The following is an 18,656-nucleotide window of genomic DNA, read 5'->3' as shown; positions in this document are numbered from 1 at the left end:
AATTGTACCAACTGGGGAATTGGAAGGCCGGCAAGACTCGGATAGTGCTTGCCAAGCAACGGAGCAATTGTACCAACTGGGGAATTGGAAGGCCGGCAAGACGATACTATCCGTGGGCACGATACGGGGATGATTGTACCAACTGGGGAATTGGAAGGCCGACAGGAGACGCGCGCCCTTCTCCCCCTCACCCACATCTGGTGGCCGGCATAGATTGCGCAAGTAGACACCAGCGACACGCTCTATCGCGACCCAAAGCAAGCCCGTCAAGCTCGGCAACGCCAGGCTGACGGGCTCATCAGACTGTTGATCCTCAGCGCAAAACGCCGCGCTCCAACCTACTCGGCCCACCGCTCAGCATCGGCCGAGCACGACACCTTGACCGGCTCGGGCTCAATGACCGTCTTCTCATCCCCCTCGCCATCATCGGGCACACCGGCCGGCGCCGCTTCGCACACGCACCAGTCGTAGTCACGCAAATCGCTGTTGTACGAGATGCGCTTTACGCCCGCTAGCTTTACCTCCGACGCATCTGCCAGGGCCTGGGCATTTGCCCGTGCCTACCCAACTGCCTTGGCAATGAGCACGTCCTCCGCCGCCCTGCGGTCTTTGATGCCAAACGACACGTCCATGTCTGCCCGCGCACCGCAGGTGTTGAGGGCCTGCCATACCGCGGCATGGTCGACGCTCGCAAGGTCGGTCTCGATGGATCCGTGAGCATAGTACGAATAGCCCAGTACCGTATTCTTCTTGCGCGTGGTCCTGGAATAGCAGCTGTAGCGCTTGCAGGTAAGCTCCTTGTCCAGCCCAAAGGGCGCAAGCGCCTTGGCAATGCGCGCTCGATCTGCGTTGTAGTCTGCAAGGCACTCGTCCTTGGTACGCTTACTGCCCTCAAAGCAAATCTTAAAGATAACGCAATCTGGCATCACCTTGTCCTCGACGCTCGCGCCAACGCTGATGTAGCCGGAGTTCGTGTTAGCCATAGCGGGGCCTTTCGCCTTGTCGACAGATCTGCGGTGATGCTTGGCCCCGCATTGTGAAGGTGTGACCGGACATTATTTGGCATGGGAATACTGGCCGACAGACATAGGTCGGAGCAGACCACCAAGACGACAGCCTCCGCTACTTGCCTCGATGGCGCGAATATAGCATTCTGGATCTAGTGGCTGATTCAGCTACTTCCAAGTGCCGGGGGCTTATCCCCCGGTTTTTCTTTGTTAGCGGGCGACTTAGCCCTTAATACGTGCCTTAAGCTGCATGGCGTTTGTCGTCTTCACAGCAACACCTCCAGATACACCCTTACCTTTGGGGCAACGCCAAGCTGCTCGCATACGAGCGATGCTTCACGAGGTTTCTCTCGCTTGACGCCAGATAAGACCGAAACGCCGACGACAGCAGCTGGAGGTCAGGCGATGCCGTGTCGCGCATCATGTCGCAGAGCGTTCGCTCGGCGTTGTAGGATTGCACGTCATTGCCATAGGACGTCGCCACTTCGATGCGGCCCAACTCTTGGAAGCCGTTGAGAGATGTTTTTGCAATGATGCCCGCCGACCTGACATTTGTAGGGTTGCGGCCTCTGGGAAAGCTCATGGTGAGTGACTCGGGCGGCGAGTCAGAAAGCCGCGGCAAATATATTGCCGCATCATGGGAGAACGCGCCCCGGGCAAAGTGATACTACGCCGCAACGTACTCGTCTTCCCAGGTCTCAGGCGTGCAGTAAAGGCCGCGCACAACCTTGACGAGCTCGCCGCGGTCCACAGCAACCCCCAACTCCCTATTCCGGATGCCGAAGGCCACGTGGCAAGCGGCTAGAGGCCTTGTCATCCACCGCAAATAGTTTCGACCATACTCGTATCTTTTTGCGATTCGCCGATAGTTTCAACTGTACTCGTAACTATTTCTGATTCTCGATTAATACTGGCCGTGCTCAGAACGGCTCGCGTCTTGGCAAGCTAGCCTTGGAGTGGAAGGCGCTCTATGGCCGCAACGGATGCCCGGCACGAGGATTTGCCCGAGTTGCAAGCGCGGCTAACTGTTCGCGGCGACGTAATTGTCAGTGTAACCGGTTACAGGTGCGATGGCTGTTAATTAGTGGATATATTTGACGGCTCTCCGTGGGTCCAGAGGCCGCCCGGAATGCTTCATGGGCTCATCTTGGCCTCACTTGGTACGAGTTCGTACCAAGTGAGGCCTTCGCAAACCTCTTGGGTCTTCGCGACTGCACCTGTAACCGGTTTCACTGACAGTTCTGGGTGGGCGAACTTGTTTGCAGCAGCTCGAGACAGGGAATCAGCCGCGTCACGCAGCACCACACCGCAAGGGGCGGGCCTCGCAATAAGGTGGAGGGACAACCGACACAGCACATCTCACGGTGCACTCGACGCGCAAGCGCGCGCCATAAGGCAGACGGTGCCCTCCGGCACCAGCCGCCCCTATCCCTCGTACATCTCGTCCAGCGTCACGAAACGCCAGTCGGCCCGCTCGGCCATCTTCTCCCTGGTCGCAACACTCACCTCATGCTTGGTGAACAGCATAAAGTTGGTCGCCACGTAATCCTTCACCAGCCCACGCTTGCTCTCGAGGTCCTCGATCTCGGCCGTCTCGTCAAATGACTCGCGATACTTGCACTCGCCAATGAGCAGCTGCTTAGCAACGCGATCAACCGCGAGAACGTCGATGTCGTCCTGTGCCCGCTTTGCCGGGTTCGTGCCCCACCACGAAGACACGGCCGTTGCCGCAATGGGCAACGCCCCCTCCCTCGCCTGGTCGGCAAGCCACTCGGCGCACAACGCTTTGAACCTGTGTCCCAGATACTCGTTTATCTGCTCCTCTGGCAGCGCGTTGACAACGGCCTGACCCAGTCCCTGCTCGATACCCGAAGTAAACGGCATCACAAAGCGAAACCAGAACATGTAGCAGGGCTCGCTCAGCCTATAGATTCCGCGTTTGCTCGTCTCGACGTTCTCACCAAAGGGAACGGCCTTCTCGATAATCCCCACGTTTTCGAGCGCCTTGAGGTAGCGAGGCAGACTCGTCTGTACAATGCCCGCGCGATCGGCAATTTCCTTTGCGCGATTTGCCCCAGCGGCAATCGCCCGCAGAATGGAGTTGTAGAGCGCCGGCTCCTGGAACTCCTGGCGAAGCAGGCCGTACGGTTCCTCAAAGAGAAATCCCATGGGGTCAAAGTAGAGGCGCACAAGGTTCTCTCGCAGGCTCTCGCGCGGGTTCACCTGCTGCAGGTAGTAGGGCACACCGCCAAAGCAGCCATAGAAACGAAACGCCTCCTGGGCGCTAAGGCCGGGCAGCATCTTTGCCGCATCCTTGAAGCCAAGGTCGCCAACCTTTATCTGCGCCGTTCTTCGCCCAAAGAGGGGGCTCTTGCGGCCCAGCACCTCGCTCTCCATGAATCCCTGGTTGCTGCCACACAGAATGAGGAATGCCCTCGTCTCCTTGAAGACCCCGTCGATTGCCACCTGGAACAGAGACGGCAGCGCCTCGTTGCGCTGCGCGGCATAGGGGAACTCGTCGAATACGAAGACAAAGCGCTCGCTCTTCGCCCGCTCGGCCACGTACGACAGAGCATCGGTCCACGTGGAGAAGCCTCCCATACTGGCGGGAAGTCCAAAGAAGCTAGCGACGGAACGGTTGAAGTCCGCAAGGTTGCCGGCATCGCTCTGCTCAAGGGCCGTGAACGAGAGCATTCTCTTGTCGCGACAGAACTCATTAATGAGTGTGGTCTTACCCACGCGACGGCGGCCGTACACGACCACCATCTGGAACGTATCCTGCTCGTAGAGAGAGACGAGCCTATCGAGCTCTGCCTTGCGTCCAACAAACATTATGCAAACATGAATTATGCAAGGTCGAATAATTCATGCTTGCATAATTATAGCGACACACGGTAAAAGAAGTGCTGAGCGAGCATGGGTCGAAGCCAGGGCATACGAAGCCGGTGGCAAGAGGACCGCACAATGTTGGGATCGCGTTATACACCATGAGGTGCCGCCTCAAATGGGACGATAAAGCTACGGGCTTATTTGTCCCATTATGTATGTTAGCCGCGGGCGATCTCGGTAATGGCGTCGATGGCGGCGTCAATCTCGTCGGCCGTGGTAAACCAGCTGGTGGAGAGGCGCACGATGCCCTGCTCGACCGTCCCCAGCGCCTGGTGCATGAGCGGGGCGCAGTGGGCGCCCGGCCTCGTGGCGATGCCCCAGCCTTCCATGAGCATGTCGGACACCTCGGCCGAGTCCACGCCCTCGATGTTGAGCGCCACGATGCCCGCGCGTGGCGCGTCCGCCGCCACGAGCCCGGCGTCGCGAGCCGCCCAGTCGCCGTAGACGGTGATGCCCGGCACGTCACGCACACCCTCGTAGAGCCTGCGCGCGCAGGCCAGCTCGTGCGCGCCCGCGGCCGCAACGCCGCCATTCTCCGCGATGTAGTCGATGCCGACGGCAAGGCCGGCGAGGCCGTGGCCGTTCAGGGTGCCCGCCTCGAGCCTGGTGGGCCAGCCCAGGGGCTGCTCGGCATCGAAGCTGTGCACGCCCGTGCCGCCCACGTTCCACGGCGCCACGTCGACGCCCTCGGCCACCGCCAAACCACCCGTGCCCTGCGGGCCCATGAGCGCCTTGTGGCCCGTGAAGCACACCACGTCGATGCCCTGCTCGGCCATGTTGATGGGCATGATGCCCGCGGCCTGCGAGGCGTCAACGATGACGAGCGCCCCCGCCGCATGGGCCAGGGCGGCCACGGCAGCCACATCGACGGCGTTACCCGTGACGTTGGAGGCGGCCGTCACCACCACGGCGCGCGTGCCAGGCACGACGAGGCGCGCGAGCTCGTCCATGTCCAGCCGTCCGTAGGCGTCGCAGCCCGCGTGGTCTAGGCGCACGCCCCTCTCGCGCGCGAGGCGGTTCAGGGGGCGCAGCACCGAGTTGTGCTCGAGCACCGTGGTGACCACGTGGTCGCCCTCCCCCACCAAGCCGTTGATGGCACAGTTGAGCGCCGCCGTGGAGTTGGGGGCAAAGGCCACGTGGTCCGCGCGGGAGCATCCCAGCAGCGCCGCCACGCGCTCACGGCAGCCCATGATCGAGCGCGCCGCGTCGAGCGAGCTCGCGGACGCCCCGCGCCCCGCGTTGCCCATCGTGTGCATCGCGGCGACCACCGCGTCGATGACGGCCTGCGGCTTGGTCATCGTGGTGGCGGCATTGTCCAGGTAGATCATGGGCTCTCCCCCAACGCAGGGGCGGCGGCGCGCGGCCAAACCAGCCACGGGCGTCGCCCAACAAAACCTGCAAGCGGCGGCGCACGGCCCACATGGCCGCAGGCACCGTCGCCCGCACATCAACTATTTAACGAACTCGAGCATCTCGATGACGTCCATGCCCTCCATGGCGACGCCCGCCGCGTCGAGGGCGCCCGCGAGCACGTCGCGGTCCTGCGGCGCCGCCTTCCAGGCGAGGCCGCAGCCGGCAGAAATCTCTCCCGGCACGGGAATCATGCGCCCGGGCAGGCCCTGCTCGCCACAGAGCTGCTCGCAGGCCATCGCCGCCGCCGTGGTGGGAAACGTCACCACGAGCGCCGGCTTGCGCACGCGCGGCACGCCTACGGCCTCACGACGTTGGTGGCACCCGTGAGCTTGTCGGCAATCACGTACATGTTGGTGACCTCGCCCACCGCGAGCTTGTCGGTGATGCCGTAGTGGTCGAGGCAGGTGCCGCAGGTGAGGATCTCGACGCCGGCGTCGGCCAGGTTCTTGAGGTCCTCGAGCGAGGCGGAGCCCTCGCAGGTCACGCGGGCGCCGGAGTTGTAGAAGAGCATCGTCTCGGGGAGCTCGGGCAGCTGCGTGAGCGAGAAGATGAAGCCCTTGAGCAGCTTGTGGCCCAGCTCGTCGTCGCCAATGCCCATGGTGTCGGCCGCGACCTGGATCACAACGTTCTTCTCGACCGGAGCGGCGCAGGTGGCGGCCTCGGGCTCGCCCTCTACGACCTCGATGGCGTGGTCGGCCGTCGTGGTGGTGTGCCACTCCTTGTCGCCCGTCTGCTCGGAGGCAAAGGCGCAGCCCTTGGAGGCGGCCATGCGCGAGAGGTTCTCGACGGCGACCTTGTTGTCGACGATCGTCTCGACCTCGCCGGCTCCGCCCAGGGCGCCCAGCGCCTTGAGGGTCTTCACCACGGGGATGGGGCACGCGTCGCCGCGGGCATCGATGACAAGCTTGTTCTCACTCATGTTGCTATCCCTTTCTGTGGGGCGCGGGCCGGGATGGTCTGCGTCGTTGTTGCTGTTGTTGGGCGGTGCGGGGCCGCAGGGGTTTGCGTGCCGCGGGGCCGCGCGCCGCGACTCGCGCGCGGGACCGCTACATCTCTACGATAACGGAGTGCTCGCCGCGCGGCTCGCAGGTTCCCACCACGGCGGCGGGCTGGCCCTTCTCGCGCATGCGCTCGGCGTACATCTCGGCCTGGTCTGCCGGCAGAGCCACGAGGAGGCCTCCCGAGGTCTGCGGGTCAAACAGGATGTCGGAGAGGTCCAGGGGCACCTCGACGCCCATCTGCACGCGCGGGCCAAAGAAGTCGCGGTTGCGGTAGGCGCCGGCCGGAATCAGGCCCATGCTCGCCATCTCGCGGGCACGCGCCATGACGGGCACGCTACCTGCGCTGATGCGGATGGTGACATCGCTTGCCTCGGCCATCTCGCAGCCGTGGCCCATGAGCGAGAAGCCCGTGACGTCGGTCGCGGCGTGGGCGTCGAGCCCGGTGAGCGCCTCGGCGCCGTATTTGTTGAGCGTGATCATCGAGTCCGTGGCGACCTTGACGCCGGCGTCGTCGAGCAGCTGGGCCTTGTGGGCCGTGGTGAGCACGCCGGTGCCCAGCGCCTTAGTGAGCACGAGGGCGTCTCCCACTCGGGCGCCGCCGTTGGCGAGCATGCACGCGGGGTCGACGAGGCCCGTCACGGCCAGGCCAAACTTGGGCTCGTGGTCGTTGATCGAGTGGCCGCCCGCCACGATAACGCCGGCCTCGGCGCACTTGTTGGCGCCGCCGGCCAGGATCTGGCCCGCAACCTCGAGGCCCAGACAGTTGGGGAAGCACAGGAGGTTGAGCGCGAGCTTGGGCGTGCCGCCCATGGCCCAGACGTCGGAGAGGGCGTTTGCAGCCGCCACCTGGCCAAACAGGAACGGGTCGTCGACCATCGGGGGGAAGAAGTCCGTGGTGCCCACGAGCGCCTGGCCGCCTCCCAGGTCGTAGACGTAGGCGTCGTCGGAGGCGTCAAAGCCCACGAGCAGGTTGGGGTCGTCGATGCGCGGCAGGTCCGCGAGCACCTCGGAGAGGTAGCCCGGCGCGAGCTTGGCCGCGCACCCGGCCGCCTCCACGAGCTCCGTGAGCTTCACTCCGGTCATGTCCATGTGGTACTTCTCCTCCTGTTCAAATAACGGGCTGGGACAATAGGTGCCTGAGCAACTGTCCCAGTTGGGACGAAGGGGCCGTCCCTTCGTCCCATTATCGCCCCGCAACGCTTGGCAGCTAGATGGTCTCGAGGAACGCCTCGATGCGGGTCTTGAGCTGGCCCGCGTCCTCGCCGGCGTAGTCGGTCGTGATGTGCATGAACGGGATGCCGGCCTTCTCGGCGGCCTTCTCGACGCTAAAGGCCTCCATCTCGTAGAGGGTGCAGAACTGCAGCGAGCAGTCGATGATGCCGTCGGCGTGCAGGTCGCGCGCCATCTGCACGACGTCCTCCATGCGCTGGTCGTTGGGGGTAAAGACGGCGCAGCTGATCTTGAAGTAGCGCTCGGCGATGGCGTCGAGCATCTCGTCGACCGTGGTGCCGCCCTCGTCGACCAGGTCCTTGTAGTAGCGCGAGCCCGTGCAAGACTCCTCGCCCACCACGACGCCGCCGGCCTTCTCGATGATGTTGAAGAGCTTCCAGTTGGGCACGGCCATGGGGGTGCCGGTGTAGAGGATGCGCTTGGTGCCCTTGGGCGTCACGCCCTCGCCAGCGGCGGCGCGGGCCTCGCACTCCTCGGCCATCTTGTTGACGGCGTCGGTGAGACGCGGGGTGTCGTCCATGAAGGCGGCCTGCACCGTGAGCAGGCTGTCGAGGCCGCTGATGGGCGCGGGGTCTGCGGCGCGGGTGGCCGAGAGGCGCTTGAGCGCGCGGCGCTTCTCGTTCACCGCGTGGATGGCGGCGGACAGGCGCTCGGCCTCGAGCTCGACGCCGCACTCCTCGGAGATCTTGGCCGCAAGCTTCTTGACCTCGGCCTTCCAGTCCTCGAGCGTACGCTCGTCGTGGACGTTGGGGATGTCGACCACGTACATGTTCTTCTGCGTGGCAAAGAACTCGTAGGCCTTCTTCTTGCCGTCGCAGGTGTTCTCGCCCACCACGAGGTCGCTCGACTCGATGTAGGGGCAGACCTGGCCCAGTTTGAAGCCGGCGAAGCTCTTGATGAGCGGGCAGGTGTTGCGCGGCAGGTGCTCCTCGACCTTGTCGGTTGCCCAGTCCGCGCCCGAGCACAGGCCCACGGGAATGCCGTCACAGGCCAGGACGATCTCCTCGGGGACGTAGAGGCAGAACGAGCCCACTATCTTGGTGGCCTCGCCGCTGGCCTTCTTGTCGAGCATCTCCTTGATGCGACCCGAGTGGATGTTGGTGGCAACGAAGTCGAGGTAGCTGGTCGACGCGGGCCGGTTGCTCTGGGTGAGGAACATGTCGCCGTACATCTGGCCCACGGCGCCCAGAAGCATGTCGTGGTCCTCGAGGTTCATGCCGAGCGAGTCCCACATGGGGTGGAAGTCGTACTGCTCGTTTTCCGCCATGGCTCTCTCCCTTTTGTCTGCGGGCGCCACTGCGATGACGTGGCGCCTTGGGCCCCGTCGCGCGCATGGCGCTCGCTGGTTGCGGGCGCCCGCGGCCCCGCGCCGCGATGCACCCTTTGGGTTCGAGGGTACCCCCGTCGAGTGTGCGATAATTTTTTCTTACACAACGTTATCGGCGAGGATATATAACGATTCTGCGAGCGGTAAACCCTTGGCCAACCGTTGTTCCTCGCTGGGATAACGCAACGGGGACAAAAGACACGTCCCCCTGTCATGCGAGCAGGCCCTTCTCGCATGGAAAACCTGACAAATCCCACTATATGACTGGGATTTGGGCACGCTCCTTACTCGCATATTGAGTTCAATGGCATAAAAGTAAGTCATGAATTCGAGGACAGACCTATCATGGGGTCACAAGACAGCGATTGGGCGCGCGGCGCCCAGATGTGGAGGCGGCAATGGACGCGCAGGCGCACACGAAGACGGGCGACGAGGCTTGGGAGCTCGCCCGCGAGCTCGTGATGATTGACTCGTCGGACCCCGGCGCCTACGAGGGGCAGATCGAGTGCTACATCAAGCGTTGGCTCGAGGAGCGCATCGACGAGCTACCGCCCGCCCTGGCCGCCCAGGTGGTCGTCGAGGAGCTCGAGGTGCTGCCCGGCCGCACCGAACTCATGGCCACGATTCCCGGCACGTCCAACGACCCGCACCTCGTCTTCATCTGCCACATGGACACCGTGACCTTGGGCGACGGCTGGGACGCCAGCATCGACCCGCTGGGCGGCCTCGTCCGCGACGACCGCCTCTACGGGCGCGGCGCCTGCGACATGAAGAGCGGCCTGGCGAGCGCCCTCGTAGCCTTTGCCGACGAGCTCGAGCGCGTGGGCGCCAGCGGCAAGCTGCCGCGCCGCGGCATCTCAATCATCTGCAGCGTCGACGAGGAGGACTTCATGCGCGGCGTCGAGGCCGCGATCGGGGCCGGATGGGTTGGTGCAGACGAGTGGGTGCTCGACACCGAGCCCACCGATGGCCAGCTGCAGGTTGCGCACAAGGGGCGCACGTGGTTCGAGGTCACGATGGAGGGCGTCACGGCCCACGCGAGCCAGCCCTGGAAGGGGGCAGACGCCATCGCGGCGATGTCCGAGGCAATCTGCCGCATCCGCAGGGGCGTCCTGTCCCAGCCCACCCACGACGAGCTGGGGCCCTCGACGGTGACGTTTGGCCAGGTGGAGGGTGGTTATCGACCCTACGTCGTGCCTGACTCGTGCAAGGTGTGGATCGACATGCGCCTGGTGCCGCCGTGCAACACCGAGGTGGCCAGGGGCATTGTGAAGCGGGCGATTGCTGAGGCCGAGGACGCGGTGCCGGGGTGCCACGGCTCCTACGTGTGCACCGGCGACCGCCCCGCCATCGAGCGCGACCCCGCGTCGCCGCTAGCCGCCGCCGTGCTCGATGCCACGCGCGAGGTCTGCGGCGAGCCGGCCGAGGTGAGCATCTTCACCGGCTACACCGACACGGCCGTCATCGCCGGGCGCTGCGGCAACCACAACTGCATGAGCTACGGACCGGGGTCGCTAGCGCTGGCGCACAAGCCCAACGAGTATGTGCCCCACGCCGACGTCCGCCGCGCGCAGGCCGTCCTCACGCGCCTGGCCGAGCAGGTCTGCCGCGGAGAGTAGCGAGGACGCCGGAGCTTCCTCACGGCGCGCCTTGCACGGCGCTTCTCGGCCGTCTTATCTCGACAGCGCGTTTCGCACGGCGTTTCTCGGCCGCAACGCCCATTTCTCAACCACAACGCCCCGGAGCCAAACCAGCAGTTCCGAGGCGTTGCTTGTGTGAGAAGAACTAGGCCATGCGAGAGTGGCGGTCCCGCTCTTCCTCCTCCGCCTCAATCCGGGCGCTTCTTGCAGCCTTCTCGGCATATCGCTCCGCAGTGCATTCCTCGATGAACTCCTTGTAATTGAAGTCCTCCGGGAACAGCGGCTTATCTTCATCGAGCCCCAGGGCGCGCATCCCCTCTCGCGCAATTTCACGACCGCGCCTCAGCGCTTCAAGACGGGCGTTGGCCTCCTCGCTAATAGACTCTGTCATAGCAGCTCCAATCAGCCGCTACCCCTTTGCCAAGCACAAGGCCTCCTCAGGCCTCATTGCAGCGAACAGCCGCTGGCGAAGAAAACGTTCGTCGTTGGTGACAATGCAATCTGCATGCGCACGGCGCGCGGCCGCAATTACAAGACAGTCCTCAAAATCGCTGAACTGTTTGCAGTACTTCTCGGCCAACCAAACGTCAGACATATCGACGCCGATTGCAGTGGCTTGGCTATTCATCATTTCAATACAGGCATTTGCATAGCTACTAGCAGCCGCGAGCGCAGAGGGTTCAAGCGTGCCCGTGTCTTCCCTGATCACGTGCTTCAGCTTATTCATGAGCATGTAATGCACGTCCTTCACCGAGGTGACGGCGAACAAAAGGTCAACGCCGCATCGGCTTAACCCTTGCAACGACTTAATCGACGAAGGACTGTGGGGACGGTCGCCATCGAACATGTCAATCCAGACATTCGTGTCGATGACCATGCTCATCCGCTCAGAGTTCATCTCGCCAACCCTCCCCGTAGTTCTTTGCCATCAGACGCTCAAACTCGCACTCCTTGTCGAAGTCGATTTCTTCTTGAATGGATGGGGCCGTCCTTTGAGCGTGCTGAGAAAGACCGGCATCGGAAACGAAGCGGTTCCAGAGGCTCTTCAGTTCGGAGAAGGGCAGCTCGTCCGCTTCCTCGGTCTGGGAAAGCACGGGATCCAAGGTTGCCCGGTCCATAGCATGAGAGCAGGCAAAGCGATAGAACCCCCTCACCGCCTCGGAAGGTGAGAAGCCCATTGCCTTGAAGACGCGGTCACCCTCCTGCTTGAGGGTGCGGTCGATCCTCGTGTTCATCTGGACCATCGTTGACGTGGCAGCCATGCTATACGCTCCTCTCGCGCGCTATACATCGAGTGTAGTATGCGCGACTAAGAAGGGCAACTGGGTATTCCATAGCTTTGTAGCTGCAGTTTTGCACAAACTGCGGTTTCTGACGCGCAGTTTTGCACAAAGATGCGGTATATGACGCAGAATTGAGCTATACGACGGAGAATAGCGCGCGTTTGTGCAAAACGGCACGGCAAGTACCGCAGTTTGGTGCAAACGGCAGGTGGGAAAGGCCACGACCTCCCGAGACGCGGGAGACGAGCGGGCCCGGCACCCTTCTCGGCAGCGTCCTTATCGAGATGTGGGAGGCGGACGGGCCGTTGCCCCTCTTGGCAGCGTCCCGCGCGACGACAAGAGACCCGGCACACGGTGCGCTATCATGGACGCCATGGAAAACAAGCAGCTCACATACCACGACTACGCACGCATGGCGCGCCTGCCCCTCGACCAGCTGGCCGAGCAGTGCAGCGCGCAGGCCTTCCATGCGTCGGGCCCCGGCGGGCAGTGCGTCAACACGACCGACTCGGCCGTGCGCATGACCCACGAGCCCACGGGCATCGTCGTCGTGTCGCGCGAGAGCCGCAGCCAGTTCCGCAACCGCCAGCTCTGCCTCGCCAAGATCCGCGAGGAGCTCGGCCGCCGCGGGCGCGCGCCCAAGGTTCGCCACCGCACGAAGCCCTCGCGCGGACAGCGCCAGCGCCGCCTCGACGACAAGCACCGCCGCTCGCAGGTCAAGCAGCTGCGCGGCCGCTACCACGACGAATAGCGCAAACAGGGCAAACGCCATATGACAGAGGGACGCGCCTTTTGACATATGACAGAAGGCACGTCCCTCTGTCATGTCCCGCTATCGCTACCTCGAGAGCTTGTCGATGACGCCCTCGATCTCGGCGAGCTTGACGTCGCGCTCGGCCTCGTCGCCGCAGCAGCACGCCGTGCGCACGCAGCCCGCGACGTGGGCCTTGAGCACGGTGGCGTTGGCCTTGGCCACAAGGCTCTCGATGGCCATGAGCTGGTTGGATATGTCGATGCAATAACGGTCGTCCTCGACCATCCGCACCACGCCGTCGAGCTGGCCGCGCGCGGTCTTGAGCAGGTTGAGCACGGTCTTAGGGTCTGCCTGCATGTTCTTCTCCCCCACGTCTGGGCGCGGGCGCGGCGCACGGCACCCGCCGCCCGCCACGCACGCGCCTCGCTGTGCAAACGCATGCGCGCCGCAGGTCCCCCTCCCGCGGCAACGCGCCATCTACCTGCGGTTAATTGGCCGAAACCTCGAGCACCTTGTACGAGCCGGCACCCTCGATGGCCTCCCTGAGGGCATCGGCCGAGACGCCCTCGCCGCACTCGACCGTCACGACGTTGGCGTCGTGGTCGGCCTCGGCGTCTGTCACGCCGGCAACCTTGAGCAGCGCGCTCTCGACGGTGGCCTCGCAGTGGCCGCACATGATGCCCTGGGTCTTGATCGTGTAGTTCATCTATCTCTCCTTATCGTTGCCGGGGCGGGCGGGCCGCCCCATTGATGACGTTGCCGAGACGAGCGGCCAGGCCGGCCCATCCCATTTTTGCTGCCGAGAAGGACGAGCGACGGAGCGGCCGCCCGTCGCGCGGGACAAAAGACGCGTCCCCGCATCCCATCTTGCTACACCCGTGGGCGGAAGCCGCGAAGGCGCAGGGCGTTCGTGACGACGCAGACGCTCGACAGGCTCATGGCCGCCGCGCCGAACATCGGCGAGAGCTGCCAGCCCAGCAGCGGGTAGAACACGCCCGCCGCCAGCGGGATGCCACAGGCGTTGTAGCACAGCGCCCAGAACAGGTCCTGCTTGATGTTGCGAATCACCGCGCGCGACAGCTCGACGGCGCGCGCCACGTCGAGCAGGTCGGAGTGCATGAGCACCACGTCGGCCCCCTCCTTGGCGATGTCGGCGCCGGTGCCGATGGCCAGGCCCACGTCGGCGCGGGCAAGCGCGGGCGAGTCGTTGATGCCGTCGCCCACCATGGCCACGCGCAGGCCCTGCTCCTGCAGCTCGCGCACGTGGCGCTCCTTGTCGGCGGGCAGCACCTCGGCGACGACCTCGTCTGGCTCAAGGCCCACCTCGGCGGCGATCGCCGCGGCCGTGAGCACGTTGTCACCCGTGAGCATAAGTGGGCGGATGCCCAGCCCGCGCAGGGCCGCAATGGCCGCGCGACTCGTCTCCTTCACCTGGTCTGCCACGGCGATGGTACCCATGAGCTGGCCGTTCTTGGCAAACATGAGGGCCGTCTTGCCCTCCCCCGCCAGGCGCGCGAGAAGGTTCTCGTCCACCGCAACGCCCAGCTCGGCCATGAGACGGGCGTTGCCGGCGGCGATGGCGTTGGACCCCTCGCGGGCCATGACGCCGCGGCCGGGCACGGCGGCAAAGTCGGCCACCTCGCGAGCCACGATGCCGCGCTCTCCGGCCTTGGTGCGAATGGCCTCGGCAAGCGGGTGCTCGGAGGACGCCTCGAGGGCCATCGCGAGCTTGAGCAAGGCCTTCTCGGATGCGGCGCCCGCCACGACGATGTCGGTGACCTGCGGCGCGCCCTTGGTGATGGTGCCGGTCTTGTCGAGCACCACGGCGTTGACGCCGCGCAGGGTCTCGAGGGCCTCGGCGCTCTTGAACAACACGCCCATCTCGGCGCCGCGGCCCGTGCCCACCATGATGGCCACGGGGGTGGCGAGGCCCAGCGCGCACGGGCAGCTGATGACGAGCACCGCAACGCCCGAGGTAATGGCCTCGCTCACGGAACCGCTCACCGCCAGCCACACGGCAAACGTCACGAGGGCTATACCTATGACGACAGGCACGAACACGCCGGCGACCCTGTCGGCCAGACGGGCGATGGGCGGCTTGGTGGCGTTGGCGTCCTCGACGAGCTCCACGATCTTGGCAAGGCTCGTGTCGGCGCCCACGCGGGTGGCGCGGAAGGTGAACGTGCCGGTGCGGTTGATGGTCGCGGCGCTCACGGCATCGCCCGCACGCTTCTCGACGGGCATCGACTCGCCGGTGAGGGCGCTCTCGTCGACGGAGCTCGCGCCCTCGAGCACCACGCCGTCGACCGGCAGGCTCTCGCCCGGGCGGATGCGGATGACGTCACCCACGGCGATCTGGGCGGCCGGAACCTCGCGCTCCGCGCCGCTGGCGTCGACGACGTTGGCCGTCTTGGGCGCAAGGTCGATGAGGGCCTCGAGGGCGCCGCCGGTCTTTGCCTTGCTGCGCGTCTCGAGGTACTTGCCCACGGTAACGAGAGCGAGGATCGTGCCCGCGCTCTCGAGGTAGAGGTTGTCCATGCCCGTCATTATTGCGGCGTGGACGTCGCCGGCGGCGAGCTGGTCGGCCATGACGAACATAGCGTAGACCGACCACGCGAGGCTCGCGGAGGCGCCAATGGCGATGAGCGCGTCCATCGTGGGCGCGCGGTGGAGAAGGCTCTTGAAGCCGTTGGCGAAGTAGGCGCGGTTCTCGTAGACGATGGGCAGCACGAGCAAAAGCTCGGTGAGGGCAAGCGTCATCGAGTGGGTGTGGTCGGTGAAGACGGGCGGCAGCGGCCAGCCCAGCATGTGGCCCATCCCGATGTAGAACAGCGGGACGAGAAAGACGAGCGACACGACGAGGCGGTGGCACATGGCGTCGGCCGCCTCGTCGAGCTTCTTGGTGGGGTTGGTAAGTGTGGACGCCGCGCTAGCGCTGCCAGCGGCGCCGGCGTCGCCCGCTGCCGCGTTTGCCGAGACGGGCGTGGCGGAGTAGCCGGCGCGGTCGACGGCGGCGCAGATGGCGGCGGGCGTGGTGCTGGCTTCGTCGTAGTCGACGGTCATCGAGCCGGAGAGCAGGTTGACCACCACGTCGCTGACGCCGTTGACACCCGCCACCGCCTTCTGCACGTGGGCCTGGCACGCCGCGCAGGTCATGCCTCCCACGTCGAACTTCTCGTGAGCCATATGATGCTCCTCTCGCTCTGGTTGCCGAGGCATGCCAGCAGGGCCGTTCCCCTTTGGTTGCCGGGGCGCGTCAGCAGGGCCGCCTCTCTTGACACGGGCGCCACTACCCATCCCCCACGTGTTTCTCGAGTGGAGTATACCCCTCCCCCAGGGGGGTAGGGCCACGAATGTGCAGAAGTTAGCAATCTGCGCAACCTAGACGACGCGAGCCACGCGCACCCGCTTTTACGCGCCACCTACGGTAGCCTGCACCCGCTTTTACGCGCTCGGGGGCCATCTGGCACGCAAAAGCGGGTGCTCAAAGGTTGGGGGCGCGTAAATGTGGGTGCTCAAAGATTGGGATGCTTGGAAATGACGCGCCACACAAAAGCCCGCGAGCACGAGACCCGCGGGCTGTGTCGACCGTCATAGGTTTTCGCTCATCAAAATTACGCGTCCAGAACCACCCAAACTCGTAAAACGGATGAGCGACGGAGGCAAGAGGCTGCCAGCACGTAAAACGGATGAACGAACGAGAGGGCGCGGAATAGGCGCGCCCCGCATCGCCGTGCGGGGACAAAAGACACGTCCCTCTGTACCCGCGTCTAGTGCTTGGCAAGCCAGTCGATGACGTTGGAGAACTCGATCTTGGCGCGGCGCTGCATGGACTCCTCAGTGAGGTAGGCCACGTGCGGCGTGAGCACGCAGTTCTTGGCGCTCGCGAGGGCATAGCCCTCGGGCAGCGGCGGCTCCATGTCAAAGACGTCGATGCCGGCACCGGCCAGCTTACCGCCGTTGAGCGCGGCCGCAAGCGCGTCGTTGTCGACAATCGCGCCGCGGGCGCAGTTGATGAGCACGGCGCCGTCGCGCATGGCGCAAATCTTGTCGGCATCAAACCAACCGCGGGTCTCGGGCGTGAGCGGCACGTGCAGGCTCACGATGTCAGACTGGCCGAGAAGCTCGTCCAGCCCCACGAACTCGATGCCCGCCTCGCGCGCCGCCTCGCTCTCGTGGCGTGCATACCCCACGACGCGCGCGCCAAACGCGCGGAACAGGCGCGTCGCGGCACACCCGATGTGGCCCGTGCCCACGATGCCCACCGTCTTGCCGCAGATCTCGCGGCCCACGAGGCCCGCCGAGGTGCCACCCGCGCGCGCCGCAGCGTCGGCTGCGACCACGCGGCGCAGCACGTCGATCGTAAGACCCACGGTGAGCTCGGCCACGCTCACGTCGGAGTAGCCGGCGCAGTTCATGACCTCGACGTCCCTCTCGCGGCATGCGTCGAGCGCCACGTGGTCGACGCCCGCAAACGCCACGGCCACGAGCTTGAGCGCATCGGACGCCTCGACCACGCTCGCCGGGTACGGGTTGTTCGCGATCATCACAACGTCGGCCCCGGCCGAACGACGTACGAGCTCGGCCGCGTCGCAGGTCTTCTCGGGGTAGGAGACGAACTCGTGGCCGGCGGCCTCGATGGGGGCCGCCAGCTCGTGGATCATCTCGTCGGGCACGCCCAGGGGCTCAAGCAGCGCCACCCTCATCTACATCGCCTCCAGCTTCTGGACCAGCAGCTGGTTGAACAGCTTGGGGTTGCCCTTGCCGCGGCTCTCCTTCATGCACTGGCCCACGAGGAAGCCTACGACCTTACGGTTGCCGCCGCGGAACTGCTCCACCTGGTCGCCGCAGCGCGCGAGCACCGCGTCGACCACCGGCTCGAGCGCGCTGGTGTCGCTCACCTGGCGCATGCCGCGCTCGTCGACGACCTTCTCGGGGTCGAGGTCGGTGCCGTTCACGGCGTCGAGCACCTCGCGCGCCTGGGCAAACGTGATGGCGTCGGCCGCGAGCAGCCCGGAGAGGCTTGCCACCTGGGCGGGCGTGATGGCGTCGTAGGCGGGCGCCAGGTTCACCATGACGTTGGCCACGGTCGAGGCCGCCTTGGGTGCCAGCTTGCAGGCCTGCTCGAACTCGGCCGCCACGGCCGGGTCGCCGGCGAGCTGCTCGGCGTCGGCGCGCTTGAGGCCGTACTGCTCGCAGAAGCGGTCGCGCTTGGCATCGGGCAGCTCGGGAATCTCGGCTGCGCACTCGTCGATGAAGCCGTCGGTGAGGTCGAAGGGCGCGAGGTCGGGGTCGGGGAACAGGCGGTAGTCGTCGGCCGTCTCCTTGACGCGCATGACCACGGTGCGCTTGCGGCTGGGCTCCCAGTGACGCGTCTCCTGGTAGATGACGCCGCCCTCCTCGAGCACCTCGGCCTGGCGGCAAATCTCGTACTCGAGTCCGTCGTGCAGGGCCTTGAACGAGTTGAGGTTCTTGAGCTCGGTCTTGGTGCCCAGGCGCGTGTCGCCGCGGCGGCGCAGGCTCACGTTGCCGTCGCAGCGCATCGAGCCCTTCTCCATCGAACAGTCGGAGATGCCCAGCGTCATGAAGATGCGGCGGAGCTTCTCCATGAACAGGCGCGCCTCCTCGGGGGTGCGCAGGTCGGGCTCGGTGACGAGCTCGATGAGCGGGGTGCCGCAGCGGTTGTAGTCGACGAGGCTCTCGGTGGCGCCGCCGATGCGGCCCTCCTCGCCGCCCACGTGCACCATCTTGGCGGCGTCCTCCTCCATATGGATGCGCAGGATGCGGATGGGCACCGTGTAGGAGCCGTCCTCGGCACGCACCGGCACGGCGAGGTTGGCGGTGTCGTAGCTGCCCTGGCTCGAGGCCTTGGCGCTAGCGGCCACGCCGCCCTCGGGCAGGTGCTGCGCCATGGCGGTGGAGAGGCCCACGGCGCCGGCGCTCGCGCTGGCAAGGCTCGCCGCCTCGCCCTCGCCAAAGGCACACTCCGGGCGCTCGGCGGCACCTCGACCCGAAACCTCGAGGTCGAGGTGGCCGTGCATGCAGAAGGCCACCGGGCCCTGCGTGGTCTGGAAGTTCTTGGCCATGTCGGGATAGAAGTAGTGCTTGCGGT

The 18,656-nt window shown here is 65.2% G+C and carries 19 protein-coding genes; 2 read left to right on the top strand and 17 right to left on the bottom strand.

Translation table 11 applies throughout. From position 1 onward, the window contains the following. Positions 1-338 precede the first annotated feature (338 nt). From Q3866_RS07515 to Q3866_RS07475, 9 genes are all read right to left on the bottom strand, one after another. Positions 339-479 carry a hypothetical protein gene (locus Q3866_RS07515; protein WP_301830753.1) on the bottom strand — a complete coding sequence of 47 codons (141 nt, stop codon included), beginning with the start codon at positions 477-479 and terminating at the stop codon, positions 339-341. A gap of 81 nt (positions 480-560) precedes the next feature. After that, positions 561-983 (bottom strand): SIMPL domain-containing protein, encoded by a 423-nt coding sequence (locus Q3866_RS07510; protein ID WP_301830752.1) that lies wholly within the window; start codon positions 981-983, stop codon positions 561-563. Between the two features lie 316 nt (positions 984-1,299). Beyond that, a complete protein-coding gene (locus Q3866_RS07505) occupies positions 1,300-1,590 on the bottom strand; it encodes a hypothetical protein (protein WP_301830751.1) in 291 nt (96 codons plus the stop codon). An 842-nt stretch (positions 1,591-2,432) separates the two neighbouring features. Further along, positions 2,433-3,839, bottom strand: a complete 1,407-nt coding sequence (locus Q3866_RS07500; RefSeq protein ID WP_301830750.1) for an ATP-binding protein — start codon at positions 3,837-3,839, stop codon at positions 2,433-2,435. A gap of 215 nt (positions 3,840-4,054) precedes the next feature. Beyond that, positions 4,055-5,224 (bottom strand): aminotransferase class V-fold PLP-dependent enzyme, encoded by a 1,170-nt coding sequence (locus tag Q3866_RS07495; RefSeq protein ID WP_301830748.1) that lies wholly within the window; start codon positions 5,222-5,224, stop codon positions 4,055-4,057. A gap of 123 nt (positions 5,225-5,347) precedes the next feature. Next, complete coding sequence (locus Q3866_RS07490; RefSeq protein ID WP_301830747.1) at positions 5,348-5,593, bottom strand: DUF3343 domain-containing protein; 246 nt, start codon at positions 5,591-5,593, stop codon at positions 5,348-5,350. Positions 5,594-5,604: 11 nt separating this feature from the next. Continuing rightward, the gene (gene yedF, locus Q3866_RS07485) at positions 5,605-6,228 is read right to left on the bottom strand and encodes a sulfurtransferase-like selenium metabolism protein YedF (protein ID WP_301830746.1); all 624 of its coding nucleotides are present in this window, start codon (positions 6,226-6,228) and stop codon (positions 5,605-5,607) included. A 127-nt stretch (positions 6,229-6,355) separates the two neighbouring features. Beyond that, positions 6,356-7,393, bottom strand: coding sequence for a selenide, water dikinase SelD (gene selD, locus Q3866_RS07480; protein ID WP_301830755.1), 1,038 nt, complete (start codon positions 7,391-7,393; stop codon positions 6,356-6,358). Between the two features lie 124 nt (positions 7,394-7,517). Then, entirely contained in the window at positions 7,518-8,807 is a 1,290-nt protein-coding gene (locus Q3866_RS07475) for a double-cubane-cluster-containing anaerobic reductase (RefSeq protein WP_301830744.1), read from the bottom strand. A 458-nt stretch (positions 8,808-9,265) separates the two neighbouring features. On the opposite strand from Q3866_RS07475, the gene Q3866_RS07470 reads away from it, so the two are divergent. Further along, entirely contained in the window at positions 9,266-10,486 is a 1,221-nt protein-coding gene (locus tag Q3866_RS07470; RefSeq protein WP_301830743.1) for a M20 family metallopeptidase, read from the top strand. Positions 10,487-10,652: 166 nt separating this feature from the next. Here Q3866_RS07470 and Q3866_RS07465 read toward each other — a convergent pair whose 3' ends face one another. From Q3866_RS07465 to Q3866_RS07455, 3 genes are read right to left on the bottom strand one after another with little or no spacing between them, the layout of a single operon-like run. After that, positions 10,653-10,898 (bottom strand): hypothetical protein, encoded by a 246-nt coding sequence (locus tag Q3866_RS07465; protein ID WP_301830742.1) that lies wholly within the window; start codon positions 10,896-10,898, stop codon positions 10,653-10,655. Positions 10,899-10,916: 18 nt separating this feature from the next. Next, positions 10,917-11,390 carry a PIN domain-containing protein gene (locus tag Q3866_RS07460; RefSeq protein WP_301830741.1) on the bottom strand — a complete coding sequence of 158 codons (474 nt, stop codon included), beginning with the start codon at positions 11,388-11,390 and terminating at the stop codon, positions 10,917-10,919. A 4-nt stretch (positions 11,391-11,394) separates the two neighbouring features. Continuing rightward, positions 11,395-11,769 carry a type II toxin-antitoxin system RelB/DinJ family antitoxin gene (locus tag Q3866_RS07455; RefSeq protein WP_293826537.1) on the bottom strand — a complete coding sequence of 125 codons (375 nt, stop codon included), beginning with the start codon at positions 11,767-11,769 and terminating at the stop codon, positions 11,395-11,397. Positions 11,770-12,154: 385 nt separating this feature from the next. Here Q3866_RS07455 and Q3866_RS07450 point away from each other — a divergent pair, with 385 nt between their 5' ends. Next, a complete protein-coding gene (locus tag Q3866_RS07450; RefSeq protein ID WP_367881386.1) occupies positions 12,155-12,541 on the top strand; it encodes a peptide chain release factor-like protein in 387 nt (128 codons plus the stop codon). 87 nt (positions 12,542-12,628) lie between these two features. On the opposite strand, the gene Q3866_RS07445 is transcribed toward Q3866_RS07450, so the two are convergent. The 5 genes from Q3866_RS07445 to gatB form a co-directional block, all read right to left on the bottom strand. Further along, entirely contained in the window at positions 12,629-12,901 is a 273-nt protein-coding gene (locus Q3866_RS07445; protein WP_293673779.1) for a metal-sensing transcriptional repressor, read from the bottom strand. Between the two features lie 130 nt (positions 12,902-13,031). Continuing rightward, complete coding sequence (locus tag Q3866_RS07440) at positions 13,032-13,250, bottom strand: heavy-metal-associated domain-containing protein (RefSeq protein WP_293673780.1); 219 nt, start codon at positions 13,248-13,250, stop codon at positions 13,032-13,034. Between the two features lie 164 nt (positions 13,251-13,414). After that, complete coding sequence (locus Q3866_RS07435) at positions 13,415-15,730, bottom strand: cation-translocating P-type ATPase (protein ID WP_301830739.1); 2,316 nt, start codon at positions 15,728-15,730, stop codon at positions 13,415-13,417. A gap of 584 nt (positions 15,731-16,314) precedes the next feature. Further along, positions 16,315-17,250 (bottom strand): NAD(P)-dependent oxidoreductase, encoded by a 936-nt coding sequence (locus Q3866_RS07430; protein ID WP_301830738.1) that lies wholly within the window; start codon positions 17,248-17,250, stop codon positions 16,315-16,317. Continuing rightward, positions 17,251-18,656 (bottom strand): Asp-tRNA(Asn)/Glu-tRNA(Gln) amidotransferase subunit GatB (gatB, locus tag Q3866_RS07425; protein ID WP_301830737.1); only part of this gene is annotated, 1,406 nt, incomplete at its 5' end.

It is taken from the genome of uncultured Parolsenella sp. (genome assembly GCF_958346945.1).
Classification (GTDB): domain Bacteria; phylum Actinomycetota; class Coriobacteriia; order Coriobacteriales; family Atopobiaceae; genus Parolsenella.
This window is presented reverse-complemented; position numbering and strand designations above follow the sequence as displayed.

What these genes read in the sequence shown, in the direction of transcription:
- Q3866_RS07510 (WP_301830752.1), bottom strand. Translation starts at nt 983, where the DNA reads ATGGCTAACACGAACTCCGGCTACATCAGCGTTGGCGCGAGCGTCGAG.
- Q3866_RS07505 (WP_301830751.1), bottom strand. Translation starts at nt 1,590, where the DNA reads ATGAGCTTTCCCAGAGGCCGCAACCCTACAAATGTCAGGTCGGCGGGC.
- Q3866_RS07500 (WP_301830750.1), bottom strand. Translation starts at nt 3,839, where the DNA reads ATGTTTGTTGGACGCAAGGCAGAGCTCGATAGGCTCGTCTCTCTCTAC.
- Q3866_RS07495 (WP_301830748.1), bottom strand. Translation starts at nt 5,224, where the DNA reads ATGATCTACCTGGACAATGCCGCCACCACGATGACCAAGCCGCAGGCC.
- yedF (WP_301830746.1), bottom strand. Translation starts at nt 6,228, where the DNA reads ATGAGTGAGAACAAGCTTGTCATCGATGCCCGCGGCGACGCGTGCCCC.
- selD (WP_301830755.1), bottom strand. Translation starts at nt 7,393, where the DNA reads ATGACCGGAGTGAAGCTCACGGAGCTCGTGGAGGCGGCCGGGTGCGCG.
- Q3866_RS07475 (WP_301830744.1), bottom strand. Translation starts at nt 8,807, where the DNA reads ATGGCGGAAAACGAGCAGTACGACTTCCACCCCATGTGGGACTCGCTC.
- Q3866_RS07470 (WP_301830743.1), top strand. Translation starts at nt 9,266, where the DNA reads ATGGACGCGCAGGCGCACACGAAGACGGGCGACGAGGCTTGGGAGCTC.
- Q3866_RS07465 (WP_301830742.1), bottom strand. Translation starts at nt 10,898, where the DNA reads ATGACAGAGTCTATTAGCGAGGAGGCCAACGCCCGTCTTGAAGCGCTG.
- Q3866_RS07460 (WP_301830741.1), bottom strand. Translation starts at nt 11,390, where the DNA reads ATGAGCATGGTCATCGACACGAATGTCTGGATTGACATGTTCGATGGC.
- Q3866_RS07455 (WP_293826537.1), bottom strand. Translation starts at nt 11,769, where the DNA reads ATGGCTGCCACGTCAACGATGGTCCAGATGAACACGAGGATCGACCGC.
- Q3866_RS07450 (WP_367881386.1), top strand. Translation starts at nt 12,155, where the DNA reads ATGGACGCCATGGAAAACAAGCAGCTCACATACCACGACTACGCACGC.
- Q3866_RS07445 (WP_293673779.1), bottom strand. Translation starts at nt 12,901, where the DNA reads ATGCAGGCAGACCCTAAGACCGTGCTCAACCTGCTCAAGACCGCGCGC.
- Q3866_RS07440 (WP_293673780.1), bottom strand. Translation starts at nt 13,250, where the DNA reads ATGAACTACACGATCAAGACCCAGGGCATCATGTGCGGCCACTGCGAG.
- Q3866_RS07435 (WP_301830739.1), bottom strand. Translation starts at nt 15,730, where the DNA reads ATGGCTCACGAGAAGTTCGACGTGGGAGGCATGACCTGCGCGGCGTGC.
- Q3866_RS07430 (WP_301830738.1), bottom strand. Translation starts at nt 17,250, where the DNA reads ATGAGGGTGGCGCTGCTTGAGCCCCTGGGCGTGCCCGACGAGATGATC.